Raw genomic sequence first — 19,654 nt, 5'->3', positions numbered from 1 at the left:
CTTTTTGGTATTGTTAAACAATGATTTATTCCTGCATCGAGACTAAAATGACTAGTGTAAAGCAAATTGCAATTGGTCAACTATCCACTTAAAGAATTTATTCCGAAATGTACAACATTAACAAGGGAAACTTTAAACATTGGAGGTCGATCATTTAAGAAAATGACACTCGTGAGGAATGCACGTTCGGGCGATGTTGGATTTATCGAGCGGATTAAAGCTTCAAGCTTTAAGGGATATATACACAGCACCTTTACTCGAACGATCAATATTCATTGCCTTGAAGATGATGAGCTTTATACCCTTGCATGCGACCAAATAGACAATGGCCCAAATACGCTTGTGATAGACAAGGAAAGACTTGACGATATCGAATTAGCCGTAAATGTCCCGATCTATGCTGAAAATCAAAAGCTATATATCGGCAATCAACTGGTCATATCGATTGACAAGGCAAGCTTGTGGGAAAGTAAATTACCTGAATATCCTTCCAGCCTTGAGGCGTTGCATAGAAATATGTCCAAAATGAAGGGGTATATTGACCTTCATGGGAAGGGCGGGGGGATTAAGAAGGCACTTGAGCCTCAAAGCCCTTTTGATGCCGAGATGTCAAAAATGATAGAAGAAAGAACGCTAACCCTTCTGGCTCACATTTTGAGAAAAGATATGCCCGAGGCTTTGACGAGCGCGAGCAGATTAATCGGTCTTGGCCCTGGTCTAACGCCTTCAGGAGATGATTTTCTAGTCGGGTTATTTACTGTTCTGAATATTCCCAATAGTCAGTTATTTAGATATCGAATGTTGGCCCATCTAGTGGTTCAGGAAGCTAAAACTTTAACCAATGAGATTAGCTTTATGGCTCTAAAGAAAGCATCGCGAGGCCAGGTCAGAGAATCAATTATTCATTTGGTCAAATCCATTTTCACAGGTAACGATGAGGAGTTTACTCTCTCCTTAAATAAAGTATTAACGATCGGTTCTACTTCCGGAACGGATATCGCATTAGGTATTTACCGCGGATTAGAAGCCAATAGGAAGGTAGGAGGTCAAGTATGACTATTCAAGTATTAATTAAACCAAACACATTTTTTGATTCCGTTTCGTTAATGTCCTTATCCACCAAGGCCAACCAAATTGAAGGCGTTGAACAAGCCATCATTGCGATGGGAACGGAAATGAACAAAGAGGTGATCCGTAACGTCGGGTTAATGACCTCAGAGGTTGAAGAAGCGAAAACAAGCGATCTGATGATTGTTGTAAAGGCTGAATCCGATGAATTATGCGAAAACGCTTTTGTTGGAATTAATGAATTATTAATGAAGAAAAATTCGGCAGCTGTTGGTAAAGGCGAAGTGAAATATTCAACGATCTCGTCCGCTGCAAGCGCTATTCCTGAAGCCAATTTTGCGGTGATTTCAGTAAACGGCGCTTATGCGGCAAGGGAAGCAAAAAAGGCGCTTGAAAACGACCTTCACGTTATGCTTTTTAGCGACAATGTCAGCCTTGAAGACGAAATCGAGCTTAAGAAGCTTGCTCATGAAAAAGGTCTTCTTATGATGGGGCCAGACTGCGGAACCGCGATCATCAACAATGTCGGTTTAGCATTTGCCAATGCGGTTAGAAAAGGAAGCATTGGGGTTGTGGGTGCATCTGGAACAGGCAGCCAGGAGATGAGCGTCCGGATTCATGAATTTGGCGGCGGAATTTCGCAACTGATCGGCACGGGCGGCCGCGACTTAAGCGAAAAAGTTGGCGGAATGATGATGCTTGATGGCATAAGAGCTCTAGAAGCTGACGAAGCAACTAATGTCATCGTTCTGGTATCTAAGCCGCCGGCACCAAGTGTAGAAGATAAGATTTGCGAACAAATTAAACAGTGCACCAAGCCGGTTGTCGTATGGTTTATTGGCGGCAACGAAGAGAAGGTCACGAAAGCGGGCGGACATTTTGCCAAAATGTCCAAAGAGGCTGCGCTTAAGGCTGTGCTATTAACAGGCGCCGATGAAAGCAAGATCAATAAAAAAGCACTGAACATTCCGTTAGTGAATGAAGTTCGTGCAAAACTAACCTCCGATCAAAAATACATTCGCGGATTATTCTGTGGCGGAACTTTATGTGACGAGGCCATGTATACGGCGATGGAAAAATTCGATAATGTCTATAGCAACATTCAGAAGAACCCGGATTATCTGTTGAAGGATATTAATGTCAGCCAGGAGCATACATTCATTGATTTTGGCGATGATGAATTTACCCAAGGCAAACCCCATCCCATGATCGATCCTTCTACTCGCATAGCAAGATTTAAGCAAGAAGCGAAGGATCCGTCTGTAGGGGTTATCGTGATGGATTTCGTTTTAGGCTTTGGCTCACACGAAGATCCGGTTGGCGTGATGCTCCCGCATATCATCGAAGCCAAGCAACAAGCGGAACAAGAAGGAAGACATTTGGAAATACTCGGATACATTCTTGGAACGGAGCTGGACCCGCAAAACTACCAAGAGCAAATTGACAAGTTAGTCGCTTCGGGGGCCACGCATGCCTCAAGCAGTCAAAACGCCGGATTGTTAGCTCGTGAATTCGTTGTGAAGGGGGAATAGACTGTGAGTAAAATTAACGAACTCTTTAAATCTAACATTCATGTGATCAACGTCGGAATCGAATTTTTCAAAGAGGATATTCTAAAACAAAATGCCCATGCAACCCATCTGGAATGGAAGCCGCCAGGCGGCGGGAAGCCGGAAATCATTGCCGCTTTGGATAAGCTTGAAAAACCTGCCCTCGCTGAAAAAATTGAAGAAGCGAATAAGCTTGCCGTTGAGAGAATTGTTAATTCTCAACCCGTGTTAATTGGATTTGATAAAGCGATTAACTGTGTTCCAGGCATGACCAAAACAACCATTCTTCATGCAGGTCCTCCCATCGCATTTGAAAATATGAGCGGTCCAATGAAGGGGGCAGTTACAGGGGCGCTCGTTTTTGAAGGATTGGCTAAAGACATCGAGGACGCGTTCAAGGTTGCGGCATCGGGAGAAATTACGTTCGCACCTTGTCACGAGCATAACTGTGTCGGTTCGATGGCCGGTGTAACTTCAGCTTCGATGTATATGCACATCGTCGAAAACAAGACTTATGGAAATATCGCTTATACAAACTTAAGTGAGCAGTTATCCAAGATTTTGCGTATGGGCGCTAATGATGAAAGTGTCGTCAATCGTTTGATTTGGATGCGCGATGTACTTGGGCCCATTTTAAGAGAGGCCATGCAACTCCATCCAACCGGAATTGATCTACGGCTGATGCTTGCTCAAGCTCTTCATATGGGAGATGAGTGTCATAACCGTAACGTTGCAGGCACAACATTATTAATCCAAGCTTTAACTCCTTATATTTTACAAACGGACTATACGACAGAACAAAAGCGCGAAGTATTTGAATTCGTAGCAAGCAGCGACTATTTCTCGGGTCCTACTTGGATGGCGTTGGCCAAATGTGCGATGGATGCTGCTCATGGCATTGAGAATAGTACAGTTGTAACAACAATGGCGCGCAACGGTGTGGAATTTGGTATTCGCGTAAGCGGCATGGCAGGCAACACTTGGTTTACCGGCCCGGCGCAGAAGGTTGTCGGACCTATGTTTGCAGGCTATAAGCCGGAGGACTCGGGATTAGATATCGGAGATAGCGCCATCACTGAAACCTATGGGATAGGTGGATTTGCTATGGCTGCCGCCCCTGCGATTGTCGCGCTTGTGGGGGGTACGGTAGATGAAGCGATCGGCTTCTCCACGCAAATGAAAGAAATTACGACAACTGAAAATCCAAACGTAACGATTCCGTTATTAAACTTCATGGGCGTTCCGACAGGGATCGATGTACGAAAGGTCATGCAAACAGGCATCAAGCCAATTATTAACACGGCCATCGCGCACAAGGATCCAGGGATCGGAATGATTGGCGCCGGTATTACGTATCCGCCGGTTGAAGCGTTTGAAAAGGCGTTACTTGCTTTAAGCAAAAACATGAATTAGGGCGTGTCTGTGTCCTCTAAATTTCCCAAAAAATTAAGCAAAAAATAATCCATTCTAAGGAGAATTTTATATGGGAAAAGTAGCTCTATGGAAAAAGGGAGACATCGCGGCTTCCTTCGGCTTATTCGTTAACGTTCTGACAGACTTTTTGGTTATGATCTCCTTATTAATTGGCGTAGTGGGCATGCCGACAGAGTTTGTTTTTAAACGAATCGTTCCCGGCTTTGGATTAGCGGTATTGATATCCGGTATTATTTTTGCCTATTTTGCCTATAAATTAGCTAAGAAAACAGGTCGAAAAGATATTACCGCATTACCTTCGGGTTCGAGTTCGCCTGGTATTTTTCTTATCGTATTTGTGATTATGCTTCCTCTGTATCATCAAACGCAGGATCCTGTTTTCACAACTTCCGTCGCTGTGCTTTGGGGCTTTATTGAGGCGTCGATTCTATTTTTAGGCGCATTCATCGGCGAAACGATTAGACGGATTGTTCCAAGAACGGTATTGTTAGCAGCCTTGGCAGGCTTGGCATTTGTTTTCCTAGGCATGAACCCCATGCTGCAATCCTTTGAAATGCCTGTAGTGGCCTTTGTTGCCTTAATCATCATTTTCATGAACTGGTTAAGTAAACATCCTATATTGAAGAAAATACCTACGGGTCTATTATTGATCGTAGTTGGAACGGCAATTGCTTGGATCGCTGGATATCAAAACCCTTCTGATGTGACAGAAGCGCTAAAATCATTTGGCTTTAATCCTCCTATGTTGCATTTGAATGGGCTGTTCGACCATATTAACGCTGCATTGCCTTATTTATTAACGGCTATTCCTCTAGGGCTATCCAACTTCATCTTTAATCTCGAAAACGTTGAAGCAGCTGCAGTTGTTGGGGATGAATACAATACGAGAGACGTTATGCTTGCAAACGGTTTCTCTACGGCAGTAGGCGGACTTTGCGGTAATCCGTTCCCAGTAACCGTATATGTAGGACATGCAGGGTGGAAAGAAGTAGGCGCTGGCTTAGGCTATTCCATTGCTAGCTCTGCCGCCATATTCTTTTTATCGATTTTCAGTCTAATGGGTCTGTTACTCGCTGTTGTTCCTATTGCCGCTATTGTTCCGATGCTCGTGTTTATTGCGGTTGTAACAGGTCATCAAGTCGTTAAAGAAAGTCCGAAATTTGAAGCTCCGGCCATCTTTGTCGCTTTCTTCCCCTGGGTTGCGAATTGGGCGCTAGTTGCTGTGAATAATGCGCTTTCGGCTGCGGGTGTGTCGGTAGGGGAGGCTGCCGGCGAAGTTTCTTCGGCTGCCCTGCATAATGCCGGACTGTTCTATGACGGATTGGTTGCTTTAGGTAATGGGGCTCCTATTACGAGTGTACTTTGGGGCTGTATAGCCGTATTTACGATTCGCAACACGCCTATTGGAGGCATCATAGCTGCATTGCTGGGAGCTCTACTAACTTTTGTTGGCGCCATTCATACAAATACTCTTGGAATTGCACAAGAGATCGCTATGCCTTTCGTTATTGGTTATTTACTAATGGCCGCGTTCTTGGTGTATAAACTTTATGTCAATAAGAAAGAAAATATTGGTCCTGTTACGGAATAACGAATGGAGGAATTTGGATATGGATTATATGAAATTAGCTGCGGAAGCAACGACTGTGGGGATGGCCAATAAAGTAGGCGGACCCTTCGGTGCAACAATCGTACGCGGGAATGAAATTATCGCAGTCGTAAGCAATACAATGATGAGGGATACGGATCCGTCTGCCCATGCTGAAATGGTCGCCATTCGCGAAGCTTGTAAAAAGCTTGGAACGATGGATTTATCCGATTGTGTCATCTACGCGACTTGCGAGCCTTGTCCAATGTGTGTGTCCGCGATCATTTGGTCAGGCATTAAAGAAGTCTATTACTGTAATACGAGAGAGGATGCTCATCAGCATGGCTTCTCCGACATGCATCTGCGTAAGTATTTAACCGGGGAGGACACAACTGTTCTTAACATGGTGAAAGTAGCACCGCGAGAAGATTGCGACCATTTGTTTGAGTTTTTCCACAAATTAAATAAATAACGTTAGATAGCGATTTACCATTCGGGGCTGTCTTATAAGCGGTTGTTTGAGATGATCGATAGACAAAGTAAGGTGTATGTACCTCCCGGAGACTGCCTCATACGCTCCTGAAATGACCTTGTAACGGGTTTGCCTATTCAGATTTCAGGGGCGTATAGCATCGGAGGGAGGTACATACACCTTGTACTCTTCTCATCGATTATTTTGCAGAGCAACTTGGATGGCATTATGAGACAGCACCCGTATTTTTTAACGGGAAATGAGGTGTCAACGATTATGATGACGAATAACTTAAATCAAGATCTGATTGAGGCGAGTGAACAAGGGAATAGAGAGGCAGTCCGTCGACTATTGGTAGAAGGCGCGAATGTTGAATATAAGGATGCGAATGGTCGCACGGCACTCATGGCCGCAACCCAAAGGAATCAAATCGAGGTTACTCAGGTACTGTTAGAGGCCGGAAGCGATGTGAACGCAAGAGATATCACTTTGTTGACACCCTTTATTTGTTCGGGTGCAAACGGCTTTCACGAAATATTAAGCTTAATGTTGAATTACGGGGCCGATTTAAAGAGTGTCAATCGATTCGGCGGAACGGCTTTACTACCTTCCAGTGAAAAAGGCTACTTAAAAACGGTCCAAAGATGTTTAGATGCCGGAATTCCAGTGAACCATGCCAATGATTTAGGTTGGTCTGCACTCTTAGAGTCCGTTATTTTAGGAAATGGCGGGCGCTTGTATTCCGACGTAATTCAATTACTTGTTGAAGCAGGAGCGGATGTAAATTTGCCCGACCGGGACGGGAAATCTTCGCTGCAGCATGCAATTGAACTAAAGCAAGCTAAGGTCGTGGGAATTTTAAAGAAGGAATTTGTTGAAAGCAATGAAACGATCAGGCAAGCAAAAGCGTTAGCTCGCGCGGATCAATATGAAGAAGCTATCAAATTAATCGATATAGCATTGGAAAGCGATGGGGAAAACCTTGATCTAATCTACTATAAAGGCTATTTCCTACAAGAGTTAAAGAGATTTGAAGAAGCGCTGGAACAGTATCAAAAGGCATTGGCTATTCATCCAAATGACTTGGATTTCTATTTCTATACAGCTAATTGCTTGCGGTTAATGAAAAAGCCGGAGGAAGCATTGGCGGAATACGATAAAGCTGTCTCCTTAGCTCCTAATGAAACGTTTTATCTGTACCATAAATCAAACTATTTAAGAGAGCTTGGCCGACATGAAGATGCAGTTGCGGCGATGGATCAACTATTAGCCATGCAGCCGAATCGCTATGATTTCTCTTTTCATAAAGCCAATAGCTTAAGATCCCTAGGAAGACATGAAGAAGCGATTGAAGCCATCGAAAATGCCATTAATAATGATCCAACCAATCCCTTGTATCATACGCATAAGCAAAAATCGTTGGAATTACTAGCAAAAGAATAGATGCATACCACTAGGAGGATTTAAAAATGGAAAAAGTGGTCATTGTTGCCATTGGTGGCAACTCTTTAGTTCGTGATAATGGACGCGACTCGATTCAAGATCAATATGAGGCTGTCGTCGAAACAGCTGTAAATATCGCAGGCATGGTGGAGCAAGGCTATAATGTTGTCGTTACCCATGGTAACGGACCGCAAGTCGGCTTTGAGCTTAGAAGAGCTGAAATTGCCAATGAAGTAGCGGGAATGCCGGAAGTTCCTCTCGTAAATTGCGGTGCGGATACGCAGGGAGGGATTGGTTATCTTATTCAACAGGCTTTAACGAATGAGTTCGCCAAAAGAGGCATTAACAAAAAAGTGGCGACTGTCATTACACAGGTTGAAGTAAGCAAGGATGATCCTAATTTTAAAAATCCATCCAAACCGGTGGGATCATTTTTTACTTTGGAGCAAGCGGAAGAAATGAAAAAAGAACATCCGGACTGGATTTTCATTGAGGATTCCGGCCGTGGGTACAGAAGAGTTGTGCCATCGCCAAGACCCATTGACATTGTTGAAAAGGATGCCATTAAAACACTAATAGATTCAGGGTTTGTCGTTATTGCGGTTGGCGGCGGTGGAATCCCGGTTATCAAATCGGATAACACCTACAAAGGTATTGATGCTGTTATTGACAAAGACTTCGCCACCAGTCTCTTGGCTGAGCAAATTAAAGCAGATGCCTTAATTATTACGACTGGGGTTCCAAGAGTTTTTATCAACTATGGTAAACCCAATCAAAAAGCACTGGAAAAAATAACAGTAGAAGAAACAAAACAATATGTTGCAGAAGGTCACTTCCCGCCGGGAAGTATGCTGCCCAAGATTGAAGCCAGCTTAAGCTTCTTGGAACACAATGGTTCAAGAGTCATTATTACAAACCCTGAAAGCCTAAAAGATGCGATTAATGAGGAGGCGGGCACTCATATCATTGCGTAATAAACGCTATTGGGGATGCAGTTGGCTTTGACGTTTTGTGCAAAAATTCCGCGGAGAAAGTTCATTGAGAGTTCGGCTTCCTTTCCGTAATATTGTCCCTGTGGTAATTGAGAATGAATATCAATTACAGTGAGGCTACGGAGAGGGGATTCATCATGTTGGCAAAAACAAACAAAGCGGCGGCGCTCGTCCTCGCTATTCTGATGATTGGAGTACTCGCTGCGTGCGGCGGCAAGTCGAACTCGGAGGGTTCGTCTTCGCCGTCTGCATCAGCAACTGCGTCGCCCGCCACGGCTTCCGCTTCTGCTTCTGCTTCGTCCGAGCCTTCGCAGGAAACGCAAGGGAGCGCAGAAACGAGAATCGTCAAGGACGAATTCGGCGATGTCGAAATTCCGGCTCATCCTCAGCGCGTCGTCGGAGTGTACGTCGAAGATTACTTGAAGGCGCTTGGCGTAACGCCGGTCGCGCAGTGGTACCATCCGCTGTGGGGCAAACAGGATTATTTGAACCTGGACGTGCCGCTGTTCGATACGACGGGAAGCATCGAGGCGCTCGTCTCGTACAATCCCGATCTGATTATCGTTGACGGAGGGGTGGATAAGGAGAAGTACGACGTATACTCCAAAGTTGCTCCGACTTATCGGTTGACCGAAGACGTGCTGCAAAGTTCAGCCGAGATGTTGCGGGCCGTGGCGGACGTACTGAATTTTCCGGACAAGGCGGAAGAAGTCATTGCCGACTATGAAAGCAAGGTTGCGGACGGGAAGGCTAAGCTGCAGGCGTCGGTCGGCAAGGAGAAAGTCGCCTTCATTCGCGTCAACGTAGGGGAAAAGACGCTTGCCCTGTTCGGAGTAAAAAATCGCTACACCGGCGTCATCTACTCGGAATTCGGGCTTGAGCCGATTCAGATGGCCAAGGATATGACGGAATATCAGAGCATCCTCTCCGAAGAGGTGATTCCGGAGCTGGGCGCGGATCATATCGTCTTCATTCCTTCCAACGGAAGCTGGGATACTCCGGAATATCAGGAGGATTTTAAGCTGCTGGACAGCCCGCTGTGGCAAACGGTTCCGGCGGTCCAGAAGGGCAACATCTACAAATTCGAGCGGAGCCACTGGCAAAGCGGCGCGATTACGGCCAATGGGATGAAGCTGGACGATCTGCTCGGGGCGATGGCGAAATAAGGAAGCGATTCGGGAGAAGCTTTTCAATGGCGATCATTGAAGAGCTTTTCTTTTTCTTATACACTGATAGCAACAGGGTTGAAAATCATTCTCATTATCGGCGTTCGGGAAAAAGGGGAAGGAATTATGCTGGATGAAACGGTACGACTTCGACCCGCGGCGCGGCATGAGCTCCTATCCGTCGCTTTTGTAAGAGAAGAGGCGTTCACGGAGCGCGCGGCTTATTTGGATGCGCGTTTCGCGCTCGTTGCAGTCACGGCGGGAAAAGGACGGCTGATCGTTGATGGCGAAGGCTATGAGCTGAGACAGGGTAGCGTTCAACTGCTCGAACGCGGCAAAGCGCTTCGATTCGAAGCTGCCGACGGCGGATTGAGCTTTTATTTGCTTAGGTTCGAGCGGGAGGATGAAGGGGGGAGCGCCGACGGACTCCAGCTTCCGCCGGGAGCGCTGGTCTGCACGCCGTTTTCTCAGGTTTTGCTGCTGCTTGACGCTCTCTACAGGCAAAGGGAGACCGAAGACGAGCTGGAAGCGTTCGAGAACCAGGTTCGGTTCGGGGAATTGCTGGTTCTGCTCGGCAAGCAGAACCGATCCGCTACTTATGAAGCCAGAGCAAGGCGGGAGGTGCTGCACACCGCGGAGGAGATGCAGACCAATTACGCTCATCCGTATACGGTGGATCAATTGGCGTCGGCGGCGGGCATGACGCGCGCAAAATATACGCAGCTGTTCAAGGAGCTGACAAACCAGCTTCCGCTGGAATTTCTCAACGGGCTGCGGATTGAGAAGGCTCAGCAGCTGTTGCTGCTATCGCAGGACAAGCTGGTCGAGATTGCGAATACAGTCGGTTATAACGACGAGTACTATTTCAATCGGCGCTTTAAGCAGGAGGTCGGCGTCACTCCGGGACAGTTCAGACGCCAGCGCCGCGATCCGAACCGAGCGTTCGCGCCGTTCTTGGAGGATTTTCTTGTGGCGCTGGAGATGAAGCCGATCGTGCAATTTTACGATCGGATCTGGGGCAGGCAGGAGTACCTCGGACTGCACGACGTGCCCGAATTCGAATTGTCCACCGGGGACTGGGACGAGCTTGCGGATTACCGACCGGAGCTGATCATTCTGGACGCAGGCTATCGCCGCTGGAGTTTGGAAAGGTGCCGGGAAATCGCTTCCGTGTTCAGGCTGCCGTCAACCGGCGAGGACTGGCGGGCGACGCTGCATGCGATCGCGGCCGTATTCGGGATTCAAGACCGGGCGGCGGAGGCGATCAAGCAGTACGAGAACAAGGCGGGAGAAGCAAGGCAATCGCTGCTGGACGCGCTGGGCGGAACAATGCCCTCCGTCGCCATGCTGCGTATTTCCGATCTTGCGGTCTACCTGTACGGCGGCAGACAGCTTGGGTATACGGGACCGGTGCTCTACGGGGATTTGGGCTTGCGCGAACCCGAGCTGATCGGCAGTCTGATGCCGCAAGAAAGACGGGTGGCGATCGATCCGCAGACGCTAACGCGACTGGACGCCGACCATCTGTTCATTACTTTCGATAAGAGGGAGGGCGAAGGTCGGGAACTGCTCGATTCTCCGGAGTGGAAAGCCCTGCCCGCAGTTCGCAACGGCCATGTGCACGAAATGGATTTCTTCGCCTGGATGAATTACGGCGTCATGTCCCATCATCGCAAGATCGAAGATGTTCTTCGTGTATTTAGGATAGGAGCAGCAAACAAAGTGCAGCATTGACGGCCATTGGGCCGCATGCTACACTTTTTCTATCGATAAAATTATCGATAATCTTATCGATAACTAAAAATGAGGGATGCGCCATTTCGTTTCGATTGGACGAACGGGGAACTTCGCTGAGCGAGCAAGTGTATTTGGGCTTGTTCGAGGCGATCGTCAGAGGAGAGCTGTATCCGGGCTACCGGATGCTTGTCCTTGAGATTGCGAACGCGCTTGGCATCAGTCAAGCTCCGGTCAGGGAAGCAATGGAGCGGCTAAAGCAGGAAGGGCTGCTCGTGGGTAAGGCGAACAAAGGCTCTATCGTCGCGGAGATTAAGCAGGAGGAGATCGAGGAGATCTACGCCCTGCGCGAGCTAATCGAATGGGACGCTGTGCGCAGATCGATTCCGCAGTTGGACGAGGAGGATTTTCGGCGTCTGTACGCGATCTACGAGGACTTGGTCCGAGCAGCGAGGGAGGACGACTTGTTCCGGTTTATCGATCTGGACATGGCGTTCCATGACTACTTTTTCGAGAAATCGGGCAACCGGACGATTCTCCACATTTGGCGGCAGAGCGCGGTTAAGCTGAAGCGGTTTTTGGCTGTTACGAACAAGCTTTATTTTCCGAATTTGCTGTCGATCGCCATCGGTCACGCGCCGCTGATTGAGGTGCTGAAAACCGGAGACGAAGAGGAGATTAAACGGCTGTATGTGCTCCACATGAAGGAAGTCTGGTGGAGGATGGGGCACGGAAATCGGCAGAAGGAATAGCGCGCAGGGGGGCAGGAACAGTGAGCACACAGTCGACAACAAACGAGGCGGCGCTTCGTCCCGAAGTCGTGACTTTCGGCGAAACGATGGGGCTGCTGATAGGCGGAGCAAAGGGCATTGAGCATAGCGCAAGCTTGGACAAGTCGTTCGGAGGGGCGGAGAGCAACGTGGCGATCGGACTAGCTCGGCTCGGTCATCGAGTCGGCTGGTTTGGCTTGCTCGGAGACGATCCGGTGGGGCGTCACATTCTAAAGACGATTCGGGGAGAAGGCGTTGACGTATCCCGGGCAAGTCTGACGGATGAAGCGGCGACCGGCTTAATGCTGCGAGAGCAGTTAGCGGGCAAAAGCTCTGTTTATTATTACCGCAAGCTGTCTGCGGCGAGCCGCATGCGGCCGGAGGAGCTGGATGCCGATTACATCGGGCAGGCCAAGCTGCTTCATCTGACGGGTATTACGCCAGCGCTAAGCCCGAATTGCCGGGATACGGCCTGCGAAGCGATTCGCGTCGCCAAAGCCGCCGGAGTGAAGGTCGTATTCGATCCGAATTTGCGGCTTAAGCTGTTGGGACTGGACGAGGCCAGGACGACTTTGCTGGAGTTGGCCGAGGAAGCGGATTATTTTCTACCGGGCTTGGATGAATTGAAGCTGTTGTACGATACGGACGATTTCGAGGAAATTGTCGATCGGCTGCGACGCTTGAAAGCCCAAACGATCGTCAAAGGCGGCGATCGGGAGACATACGTGATTTACCCGGACGAGGTTGTCGCCGTACCGTACTTCAAGGCGGAACACTTCGTCGATCCGATCGGGGCCGGAGACGGCTTCTGCGCCGGATTTCTATCCGGGCTTTTGCGCGGCTTCGATCCGGTCGAGGCCGTGCGGCTGGGCAACCTGGTCGGCTCGCTCGTCGTTCAGATGGCCGGGGATTGGGAAGGGCTGCCGACTCGCAAGGAAACGGATGCCGTGCTGAACAATGTAGCTCATGTTGAGCGCTAATTGAAATCGATCGGATGACCGCCTCTAACGGTCTGGCAGACCGTTATGCGAGCGTTACCAGCGTTTCGTCGATCTGACGGTAGAGAACGGGCGGGAGATGTTGGGCTGTCCCGCCGACGCCGCGCTGCTCATTCATGTCGGGAGAATGGTGCCGCTCAAAAACCAGCGTTTTCTCGTGGAAGTGGCGGAGCGCTTGAGAAGCAGAGGCAAGAAATTCAGGCTGCTGCTGGTAGGCAACTTCGAGGATGACCGATACGTCGAGGAGATCCGGCAGTTGACGGAGAAGCACGGCTTAACCGAACAGGTCCGGCTGCTGGGGTCGCGGGATAATGTCGGAGACCTGCTGGGAGCTTCGGACGTTTTTCTGTTTCCGTCGGAGGTCGAGGCGTTCGGCTTGGCGCTGCTGGAGGCGATGTGCTGCGGACTGCCCGCCGTCTGCTCCGACATTCCGTCCAATCGCAAGCTGTCGGAGCTGAGCGCCCGCAATCGGGTTGTCGACTGGGACGCCGAGCGGTGGGCGGAACAGATCGAGCTGCTGCTCGAAGACCGCCCCGAACGAAGGCGTCAGGAGTCGTATCCGTATTGGACGCTGGAAAGAATGGCGGGGGACTATCTGAAACTGTACGGGCAATCCGGAAGCTTGCTAGCGGGACTGGGAGGCGGGACGGGATGAACGTGCTCTATCTGACGAATATTCCGAACCCTTATCGGGTCGATTTCTTTAATGAGCTGGCGCGCAGCTGCAATCTGACCGTCTGGTTCCAGGCCTCAACCGAGGCCAATCGGCAATGGGAGGTTCGTCTGGATCAGGCGAAATTCTCCTACAAGTTTCTGCCGGGCATGACGTTCGGTCTGGATAAGCATGTGAACTGGACGGTGCTGAAGGAGCTTCGCAAGTCGCAATTCGACGTCTACGTGCTGGGGTGCTACAGCTCTCCTACCGAGATGGCCGTCATTCGGTGGCTGAGAGCCCGAAGGCGGCCGTTTCTGCTCAATACGGACGGAGGCTTCCCCAGCCAAGAGAACCGCATCAAGCGTTGGTTAAAACAAACCTTCATCTCGGCGGCCGACGGCTGGCTGTCCTCCGGAACGAACGGAACCGCGTATTTGCTTCATTACGGAGCGAAGAGCGGGCGAATTTGGGAGTATCCGTTCTCCTCGTCCGCGTATACGGAGGAACAACTGCGTCCGTTCTCGCGAGAAGAGAAGGAGCGGTTCAAGCGTCGTCACGACCTGAAGGAACGCGTTCTGCTGTCCGTCGGACAGTTTATTGAACGTAAAGGTTTCGAGGATTTATTGACGGCGTACGGCTCGCTCGACAACGGGAAAACGTCGCTCGTGTTAATCGGAGGAGGACCGCTGAAGGCGCGCTACGAGCGCATCATTCGCGAGAAGCGGCTGAGGAACGTTCATCTCCTCGGGTTCATGGAAGCCGATTCGCTCACGGCGTTCTACCGGTGCGCGGACGTCTTTGTCATGCCCACCCGATACGACGTTTGGGGACTCGTATTAAACGAAGCGCTCGCCTTCGGTCTGCCGATCGTCACGACCCGCGGCGCCGGAGCGGCCTACAGCCTCGTCGAACACGACGTCAACGGCTTCGTGACCGCCGTCGGCGATAGCGACAGCTTCGCGCGCGGCTGCAGATCGCTGCTGCGGGACGAAAGACTGCGGGAGCGGTTTGCCGCAGCCGCCTTGAGCAAGGCGGAAGATTATACCGTCGCCCGCATGGCCGAACGGCATCTGGAAATCTTCGAGACTATGCTGGAGCAACGCCAACACTACGGGCCTAAGGTGATGTCATGATTCCGATCCTATATATTCAACCCTATGCGAGCCAAGTCGGCGGAGTGGATACGGTGCTGCTGGAGCTGATCGCCGGTCTGGACAAGTCCCGCTTTCGTCCGTTCGTCGTACTGCCCGGACCGAGTCCTTACGTGGAGAAATACAAGGATATTGGAGCGGAGGTGAGATTCGCTCCCGTCGCGGTGTTCGGCAAGCCGCGGGGCTGGTCGTACTATTTCGTCAACCTGGCCAAACTGTTCGCCAGCATGCGCGCCCTTCGCGCCATCGTCCGGAAAGAAAAGATCGCCCTGATTCATTCCCACAAGATGGAGGCGATGGGCGGCAATCTGCTCGGCAAATGGATGGGCATTCCGACCGTTCAGACGGTTCACGAGCTGCCGCGAAAACCGCTGCTGGCCTATAAGTTCGTAGCCTGGCTGAACCATCTATGCAACGATCTGGTCATCGTGCTGTGCGACCAGAGCGCGTCCATGTTCGAATGGCGCAGCCGGAAATCCGCCAAGCTCCGTAAAATCTATAACGGAATCCGCCTGAAGGAGCCCGCGGGAGCGGACGGCGCTGCCGACCCCGCGCTTCTCCCCATCCGCAAGGCGCTGGGGATCGCTCCCGAGGAGAAGCTGGTCGTTACCGTCGCCAGGCTGGCGCCGATGAAGGGCATCGAATATTTGATCGATGCCGCAGGGCTGCTGCTCGCCGAGCGCAAGGACGTTAGATTCGCCATCGTCGGGGACGTCGCGTTCGAGGAGGATCGCCCATACAAGGAACGGCTGCTGAACAGGGCCGCCGCGCAAGGGCTGACCGGAGCCGTTCATTTTCTCGGCCTAAGAAGGGACGTCGACCGTATCCTCGCCGAAGCGGACGCGTTTGCGCTGCCCTCCGTCTACGATATTTTCCCGACCGTCATTCTGGAAGCGATGAACGCGGGCCTTCCGGTCGTCGCAACCGACGTAGGCGGCGTTCCGGAGATGGTGCGCGAAGCTTACGGCATTCTCGTTCCTCCGGCGAATCCGCTTAAGCTGAAGGAAGCTTTGAATGAACTGCTGGAACTCGACTGCAAGGCGATGGGCCGGGTCGCTCAGCAGACGCTGAGGGCGGAATTCACCAGGGAAATCTACGTCGACAAGACGGTGCGGCTATACGAGGAATTGCTTCGTCCGAAGTCGATTTCGAGTCCGATAGGAGGTAGCGCGTGAAGAAGCTCGTATTCGTCATTAATTATTTCTATCCGGATGTCGCTTCGACGGGCCAACTGATGACGGAGCTGTGCCGGGAGCTGCAGCGCGACTACCATATTACCGTAATCGCCGCCGATTCGGGGGGCGAGCTGGGAGCCGGCGCGCCCCGGTTCCGGGAGGAACGGCTGGAGCAGATTCGGATCGTGCGGCTCAGGCTTGCGGAGCCGAACAAGAGGAGCAAGTGGAGCAGGCTTCGCTACATCGCTGGCTACTTCGTCTTTGCTCTTGCAGCGCTGCTGAGAGAGCGGAACGTCGATCTGATCTTTACGATCTCGACTCCGCCCGTGCTCGGAGGCTTGATCGGCGCGATCGGAAAGCGGCTGAAGGGCTGCGCCCATCTGTACAACATTCAGGATTTCAACCCGGAGCAGGCCGAAGCGATCGGCTACGCCCGCAGCAAGCGGCTGTACGGAATCGCCCGCCGGATCGACAATATGACCTGCCGGCATGCGGATCATGTCCTGCTGGTCGGCAGAGACATGCGCGATACGCTGGTCCGCCGGTTGAAGGGCGTCCGTGTGCCCGAGCATTCGGTCATTACCAATTGGACCGACGAGCGGGACATCGTGCCTCTGGATCGCGGCCATCCCGAGGTGGAGCGCTTCCGCGACAGCCATGGCATGAATGGGAAGTTCGTCGTCATGTACTCCGGCAATATCGGACTCTATTACGATCTGGAAAATTTGCTTAAAGCGGCGGAGCCCTTCCGCGAGCGAACGGAGCTGCTGTTCGTCTTCATCGGAGACGGGGCGGTAAAGCCCGCATTGGAACGCATCGCGCAGGAACGCGGGCTTAACAACGTGCGGTTTCTTCCCTTTCAGCCGAAGGAGGCGCTTAAGTATACGCTCGGCGCCGCCGACGTTCATCTGGTCGTCAGCCAGAAAGGGATCAAGGGCGTGTCCGTACCGAGCAAAATCTACGGGGTGCTGGCTGCTGGAAAGCCGGTGCTGGGCGTATTGGAACGCGGAAGCGAGGCGGAAAGAATCGTCTCCGAGAGCCGCTGCGGAATGGTCGTCGAACCCGGCGGCTATTCCGAATTCGCGCAGACGCTGGCAGCCATGACGGCTCTGCCTGCCGCTCGGCTTGAAGAAATGGGGGGGAACGGCCGGCTGTATTTGGAAAGGCATTTGCGAAAGAGCGATTCCATCGCAAGCTACGGCCGGCTTCTGGACGGAATGCTAAATCAAAAAAGGAGTTTTCAGGATGAAGATTTCGGTCATCGTCGCGACCAAGGACAGGGTGGAGGAATTGATCCGATTCCTGGAATCGCTGCGGATTCAAGCATCCCCCCCGGATGAGCTGATCGTCGTCGACGGCTCCGAAGCGCCGGACGATCCGCGTCTGAAGCTTGTGCTGGATTCTCTGCCTTGGCGCGTCGTCTACGTTCGTTCCGAACGCCAAGGCATTACGGTTCAGCGGAATATCGGACTGAACGCCCTGCACTCCTCCGCGGAGCTGGTCGGCTTTTTCGACGATGACGTCGTGCTGGACGCGGGTTATCTGCGCATGATCGTCGAGGCTTTCGGCCGGGATAAGAACAAGCGCATCGGAGGCATGAACGGTTTTCCGCTGGTCGACGGGAATCGCAGAAGCTCGCGCAACCCGGTATACGAGCTGATCGACGTCCCCGACCTGTACGGCTGCAATATGATCTATCGGGCGGAAGCGATCGGCAATCTGCGCTTCGACGAAAATCTGGCGCTGTACGGCTGGATGGAGGATTGGGATTTCTCCAAGCGGGTGGCTCGCGACCGGCGGCTCGTATGCTGCAATCAAGCGTATTTCTATCATTTGCAAAGTCCGAAAGCTAGAGTGAACGGCCGAAAGTTCGGCTATATGCAGATCGCCAACCGCAATTATCTCTATAAAAAGCATCGCGTCTTCGACAGAAGAGAGTATGTGTTCTACGCGAGCATTCTTCTGAAGAACCTGGCCCGGTCTTACCGGAAAACGTATCGGGAGCGCTGTCTGGGCAATCTCAGAGCGCTGCGCGAAATTTTCCACGAAGGGGGATGAGTCCGTTTTGAAAATCGTGCTGCTCTCGGGCGGATCGGGAAGACGGCTGTGGCCGTTGTCCAACGCTGCGCGATCCAAACAATTTCTAAGAATTTTACGCAACCCGCATGGAGAAATGGAATCGATGGTTCAACGGGTTTGGAGGCAGCTGGGCGCAGCCGGCTTGAAGGACCAATGCACGATCGTGACAGGGACGCTGCAGGCCGACACGATTCGCAGACAGCTCGGCGACGAGGTGCAGCTGCTGGTCGAACCGGAGAGCCGGGACACGTACCCGGCGATTGCGCTTGCCGCCGCGTATCTTCATAGCGTTTGTCGGGTTGCCGCCGACGAAGCCGTCATCGTTCTGCCCGTCGATCCTTACGTGGACGACTTGTTTTTCGAGAAGCTGAAGGAGCTCGAGACGATGCTGAGCCGCACTTCGGCCGATCTCGGTCTCGTTGGCGTTACGCCGACCTATCCTTCCACGAAATACGGCTATATCGTTCCCGAGGTTCCCGAGGAGGCTGAAGCTTCCGGGTTTTTCGAGGCTGCTGAGGGATCGCGAGCATACGGCCGCGTGGCGAGCTTTCACGAGAAGCCTGCGGAGGCTGTTGCAAGCCGGTTGATCGAGGAGCGCAAGGCGCTGTGGAATTGCGGCGTTTTTGCTTTCAGACTGGGCTACATGGCGGAGCGAATCCGCCAAGCGGGGCTGCCGTTTCAGTACGAGAAGCTGATCGAGGACTATCGCCGTCTTCCCAAAACCAGCTTTGACTTTGAGGTGGTGGAAACGTGCGGGAATATCGCGATGATGGTCTATGACGGCTATTGGAAGGATCTCGGGACGTGGAACACGCTGACCGAGGAGATGGGCGTCGCCCAGATCGGCAAGGGCACGGTGAGTCCGGACAGCCGCAATACGCACCTCATTAACGAAATTCATATTCCGGTAACGGTGCTCGGATTGTCCAACATCGTCGTAGCGGTCAGTCCGGACGGCATCCTGGTTACGGACAAAGAGGCCAGCCCGCGGCTGAAGGAGCTGCTGGAAGGCGTTCAATCCCCGATGTACGTCGAATACGACTGGGGAACGAGCCGGGTGCTGGATTACGAACGGATCGACGAAAATAACGAGATCGTGACGAAGCGGCTGACGGTCGCCGCGGGCAAGCGGACGGATGCGGAGTGCGCCCCCAAGCGAGAGACGGTATGGACGATCGTATCGGGGCGCGGCGAAGCGCTGCTGGACGGCGTGTCGCAGGCCGTCGGCCGCGGCTCCGTTCTCCGCATTTCGGCCAAGCAGCAAGTCAGCTTCGAGGCCTTCGAGGACTCGGAGCTGATCGAAATCCAGACGGGCAGCCCTTCGCGAGAAGAAGGCGCGCAGCGTCGGTCTTATCCTATGGGAAGCGCGGTGATCTAGA

At 51.8% G+C, this 19,654-nt stretch carries 17 protein-coding genes; all 17 read left to right on the top strand.

Going from position 1 to position 19,654, the window contains the following annotated elements; all coding sequences use genetic code 11:
- The first annotated feature begins 66 nt into the window (after window positions 1-66).
- The 17 genes from J4772_RS05100 to J4772_RS05020 all read left to right on the top strand — a co-directional run bounded on the left by J4772_RS05100 (window position 67) and on the right by J4772_RS05020 (window position 19,653).
- Complete coding sequence (locus J4772_RS05100) at window positions 67-1,056, top strand: oxamate carbamoyltransferase subunit AllH family protein (protein ID WP_247741024.1); 990 nt, start codon at window positions 67-69, stop codon at window positions 1,054-1,056.
- Entirely contained in the window at window positions 1,053-2,600 is a 1,548-nt protein-coding gene (gene fdrA, locus J4772_RS05095) for an acyl-CoA synthetase FdrA (RefSeq protein WP_209074395.1), read from the top strand. Before J4772_RS05100 ends, fdrA begins: the two co-directional genes overlap by 4 nt.
- Before the next feature lie 3 nt (window positions 2,601-2,603).
- Entirely contained in the window at window positions 2,604-4,031 is a 1,428-nt protein-coding gene (locus tag J4772_RS05090) for a YlbE family protein (RefSeq protein ID WP_209074394.1), read from the top strand.
- A gap of 70 nt (window positions 4,032-4,101) precedes the next feature.
- Entirely contained in the window at window positions 4,102-5,643 is a 1,542-nt protein-coding gene (locus J4772_RS36900) for a xanthine permease (RefSeq protein ID WP_116058591.1), read from the top strand.
- Window positions 5,644-5,662: 19 nt separating this feature from the next.
- Complete coding sequence (locus J4772_RS05080; protein ID WP_209074393.1) at window positions 5,663-6,112, top strand: nucleoside deaminase; 450 nt, start codon at window positions 5,663-5,665, stop codon at window positions 6,110-6,112.
- A gap of 276 nt (window positions 6,113-6,388) precedes the next feature.
- Window positions 6,389-7,555 (top strand): ankyrin repeat domain-containing protein, encoded by a 1,167-nt coding sequence (locus J4772_RS05075; RefSeq protein WP_247741023.1) that lies wholly within the window; start codon window positions 6,389-6,391, stop codon window positions 7,553-7,555.
- Between the two features lie 26 nt (window positions 7,556-7,581).
- Window positions 7,582-8,529 (top strand): carbamate kinase, encoded by a 948-nt coding sequence (gene arcC / locus J4772_RS05070; RefSeq protein WP_209074392.1) that lies wholly within the window; start codon window positions 7,582-7,584, stop codon window positions 8,527-8,529.
- A 155-nt stretch (window positions 8,530-8,684) separates the two neighbouring features.
- Window positions 8,685-9,713, top strand: a complete 1,029-nt coding sequence (locus J4772_RS05065) for an ABC transporter substrate-binding protein (protein WP_209074391.1) — start codon at window positions 8,685-8,687, stop codon at window positions 9,711-9,713.
- 126 nt (window positions 9,714-9,839) lie between these two features.
- A complete protein-coding gene (locus J4772_RS05060; protein WP_209074390.1) occupies window positions 9,840-11,447 on the top strand; it encodes a helix-turn-helix domain-containing protein in 1,608 nt (535 codons plus the stop codon).
- 95 nt (window positions 11,448-11,542) lie between these two features.
- Window positions 11,543-12,199, top strand: a complete 657-nt coding sequence (locus J4772_RS05055; protein ID WP_209074389.1) for a GntR family transcriptional regulator — start codon at window positions 11,543-11,545, stop codon at window positions 12,197-12,199.
- A gap of 20 nt (window positions 12,200-12,219) precedes the next feature.
- Window positions 12,220-13,197 (top strand): sugar kinase, encoded by a 978-nt coding sequence (locus J4772_RS05050; protein ID WP_256442678.1) that lies wholly within the window; start codon window positions 12,220-12,222, stop codon window positions 13,195-13,197.
- Window positions 13,198-13,294: 97 nt separating this feature from the next.
- Window positions 13,295-13,870, top strand: coding sequence for a glycosyltransferase (locus J4772_RS05045; protein ID WP_209074388.1), 576 nt, complete (start codon window positions 13,295-13,297; stop codon window positions 13,868-13,870).
- Window positions 13,867-15,003 (top strand): glycosyltransferase family 4 protein, encoded by a 1,137-nt coding sequence (locus J4772_RS05040; protein WP_209074387.1) that lies wholly within the window; start codon window positions 13,867-13,869, stop codon window positions 15,001-15,003. The genes J4772_RS05045 and J4772_RS05040 overlap by 4 nt, the downstream gene beginning before the upstream one ends.
- Window positions 15,000-16,196, top strand: coding sequence for a glycosyltransferase (locus J4772_RS05035; RefSeq protein ID WP_209074386.1), 1,197 nt, complete (start codon window positions 15,000-15,002; stop codon window positions 16,194-16,196). The genes J4772_RS05040 and J4772_RS05035 overlap by 4 nt, the downstream gene beginning before the upstream one ends.
- A complete protein-coding gene (locus tag J4772_RS05030) occupies window positions 16,193-17,536 on the top strand; it encodes a glycosyltransferase family 4 protein (RefSeq protein WP_247741022.1) in 1,344 nt (447 codons plus the stop codon). The genes J4772_RS05035 and J4772_RS05030 overlap by 4 nt, the downstream gene beginning before the upstream one ends.
- Window positions 17,442-18,254 (top strand): glycosyltransferase family 2 protein, encoded by an 813-nt coding sequence (locus J4772_RS05025; protein ID WP_116060061.1) that lies wholly within the window; start codon window positions 17,442-17,444, stop codon window positions 18,252-18,254. Before J4772_RS05030 ends, J4772_RS05025 begins: the two co-directional genes overlap by 95 nt.
- A 16-nt stretch (window positions 18,255-18,270) precedes the next feature.
- Entirely contained in the window at window positions 18,271-19,653 is a 1,383-nt protein-coding gene (locus J4772_RS05020) for a sugar phosphate nucleotidyltransferase (protein WP_247741164.1), read from the top strand.
- Window position 19,654: the final 1 nt, after the last annotated feature.

This window comes from Cohnella sp. LGH (assembly GCF_017671885.1).
In the GTDB taxonomy this organism is placed as follows: domain Bacteria; phylum Bacillota; class Bacilli; order Paenibacillales; family Paenibacillaceae; genus Cohnella; species Cohnella phaseoli.
The sequence above is the reverse complement of the archived record's forward strand: the minus strand, read 5'-3'. Positions and strand labels throughout refer to the sequence as shown.

What these genes read in the sequence shown, in the direction of transcription:
- fdrA (WP_209074395.1), top strand. Translation starts at nt 1,053, where the DNA reads ATGACTATTCAAGTATTAATTAAACCAAACACATTTTTTGATTCCGTT.
- J4772_RS05065 (WP_209074391.1), top strand. Translation starts at nt 8,685, where the DNA reads ATGTTGGCAAAAACAAACAAAGCGGCGGCGCTCGTCCTCGCTATTCTG.
- J4772_RS05025 (WP_116060061.1), top strand. Translation starts at nt 17,442, where the DNA reads ATGAAGATTTCGGTCATCGTCGCGACCAAGGACAGGGTGGAGGAATTG.
- J4772_RS05080 (WP_209074393.1), top strand. Translation starts at nt 5,663, where the DNA reads ATGGATTATATGAAATTAGCTGCGGAAGCAACGACTGTGGGGATGGCC.
- J4772_RS05045 (WP_209074388.1), top strand. Translation starts at nt 13,295, where the DNA reads ATGTTGGGCTGTCCCGCCGACGCCGCGCTGCTCATTCATGTCGGGAGA.
- J4772_RS05060 (WP_209074390.1), top strand. Translation starts at nt 9,840, where the DNA reads ATGCTGGATGAAACGGTACGACTTCGACCCGCGGCGCGGCATGAGCTC.
- J4772_RS05040 (WP_209074387.1), top strand. Translation starts at nt 13,867, where the DNA reads ATGAACGTGCTCTATCTGACGAATATTCCGAACCCTTATCGGGTCGAT.
- J4772_RS05075 (WP_247741023.1), top strand. Translation starts at nt 6,389, where the DNA reads ATGATGACGAATAACTTAAATCAAGATCTGATTGAGGCGAGTGAACAA.
- J4772_RS36900 (WP_116058591.1), top strand. Translation starts at nt 4,102, where the DNA reads ATGGGAAAAGTAGCTCTATGGAAAAAGGGAGACATCGCGGCTTCCTTC.
- J4772_RS05035 (WP_209074386.1), top strand. Translation starts at nt 15,000, where the DNA reads ATGATTCCGATCCTATATATTCAACCCTATGCGAGCCAAGTCGGCGGA.
- arcC (WP_209074392.1), top strand. Translation starts at nt 7,582, where the DNA reads ATGGAAAAAGTGGTCATTGTTGCCATTGGTGGCAACTCTTTAGTTCGT.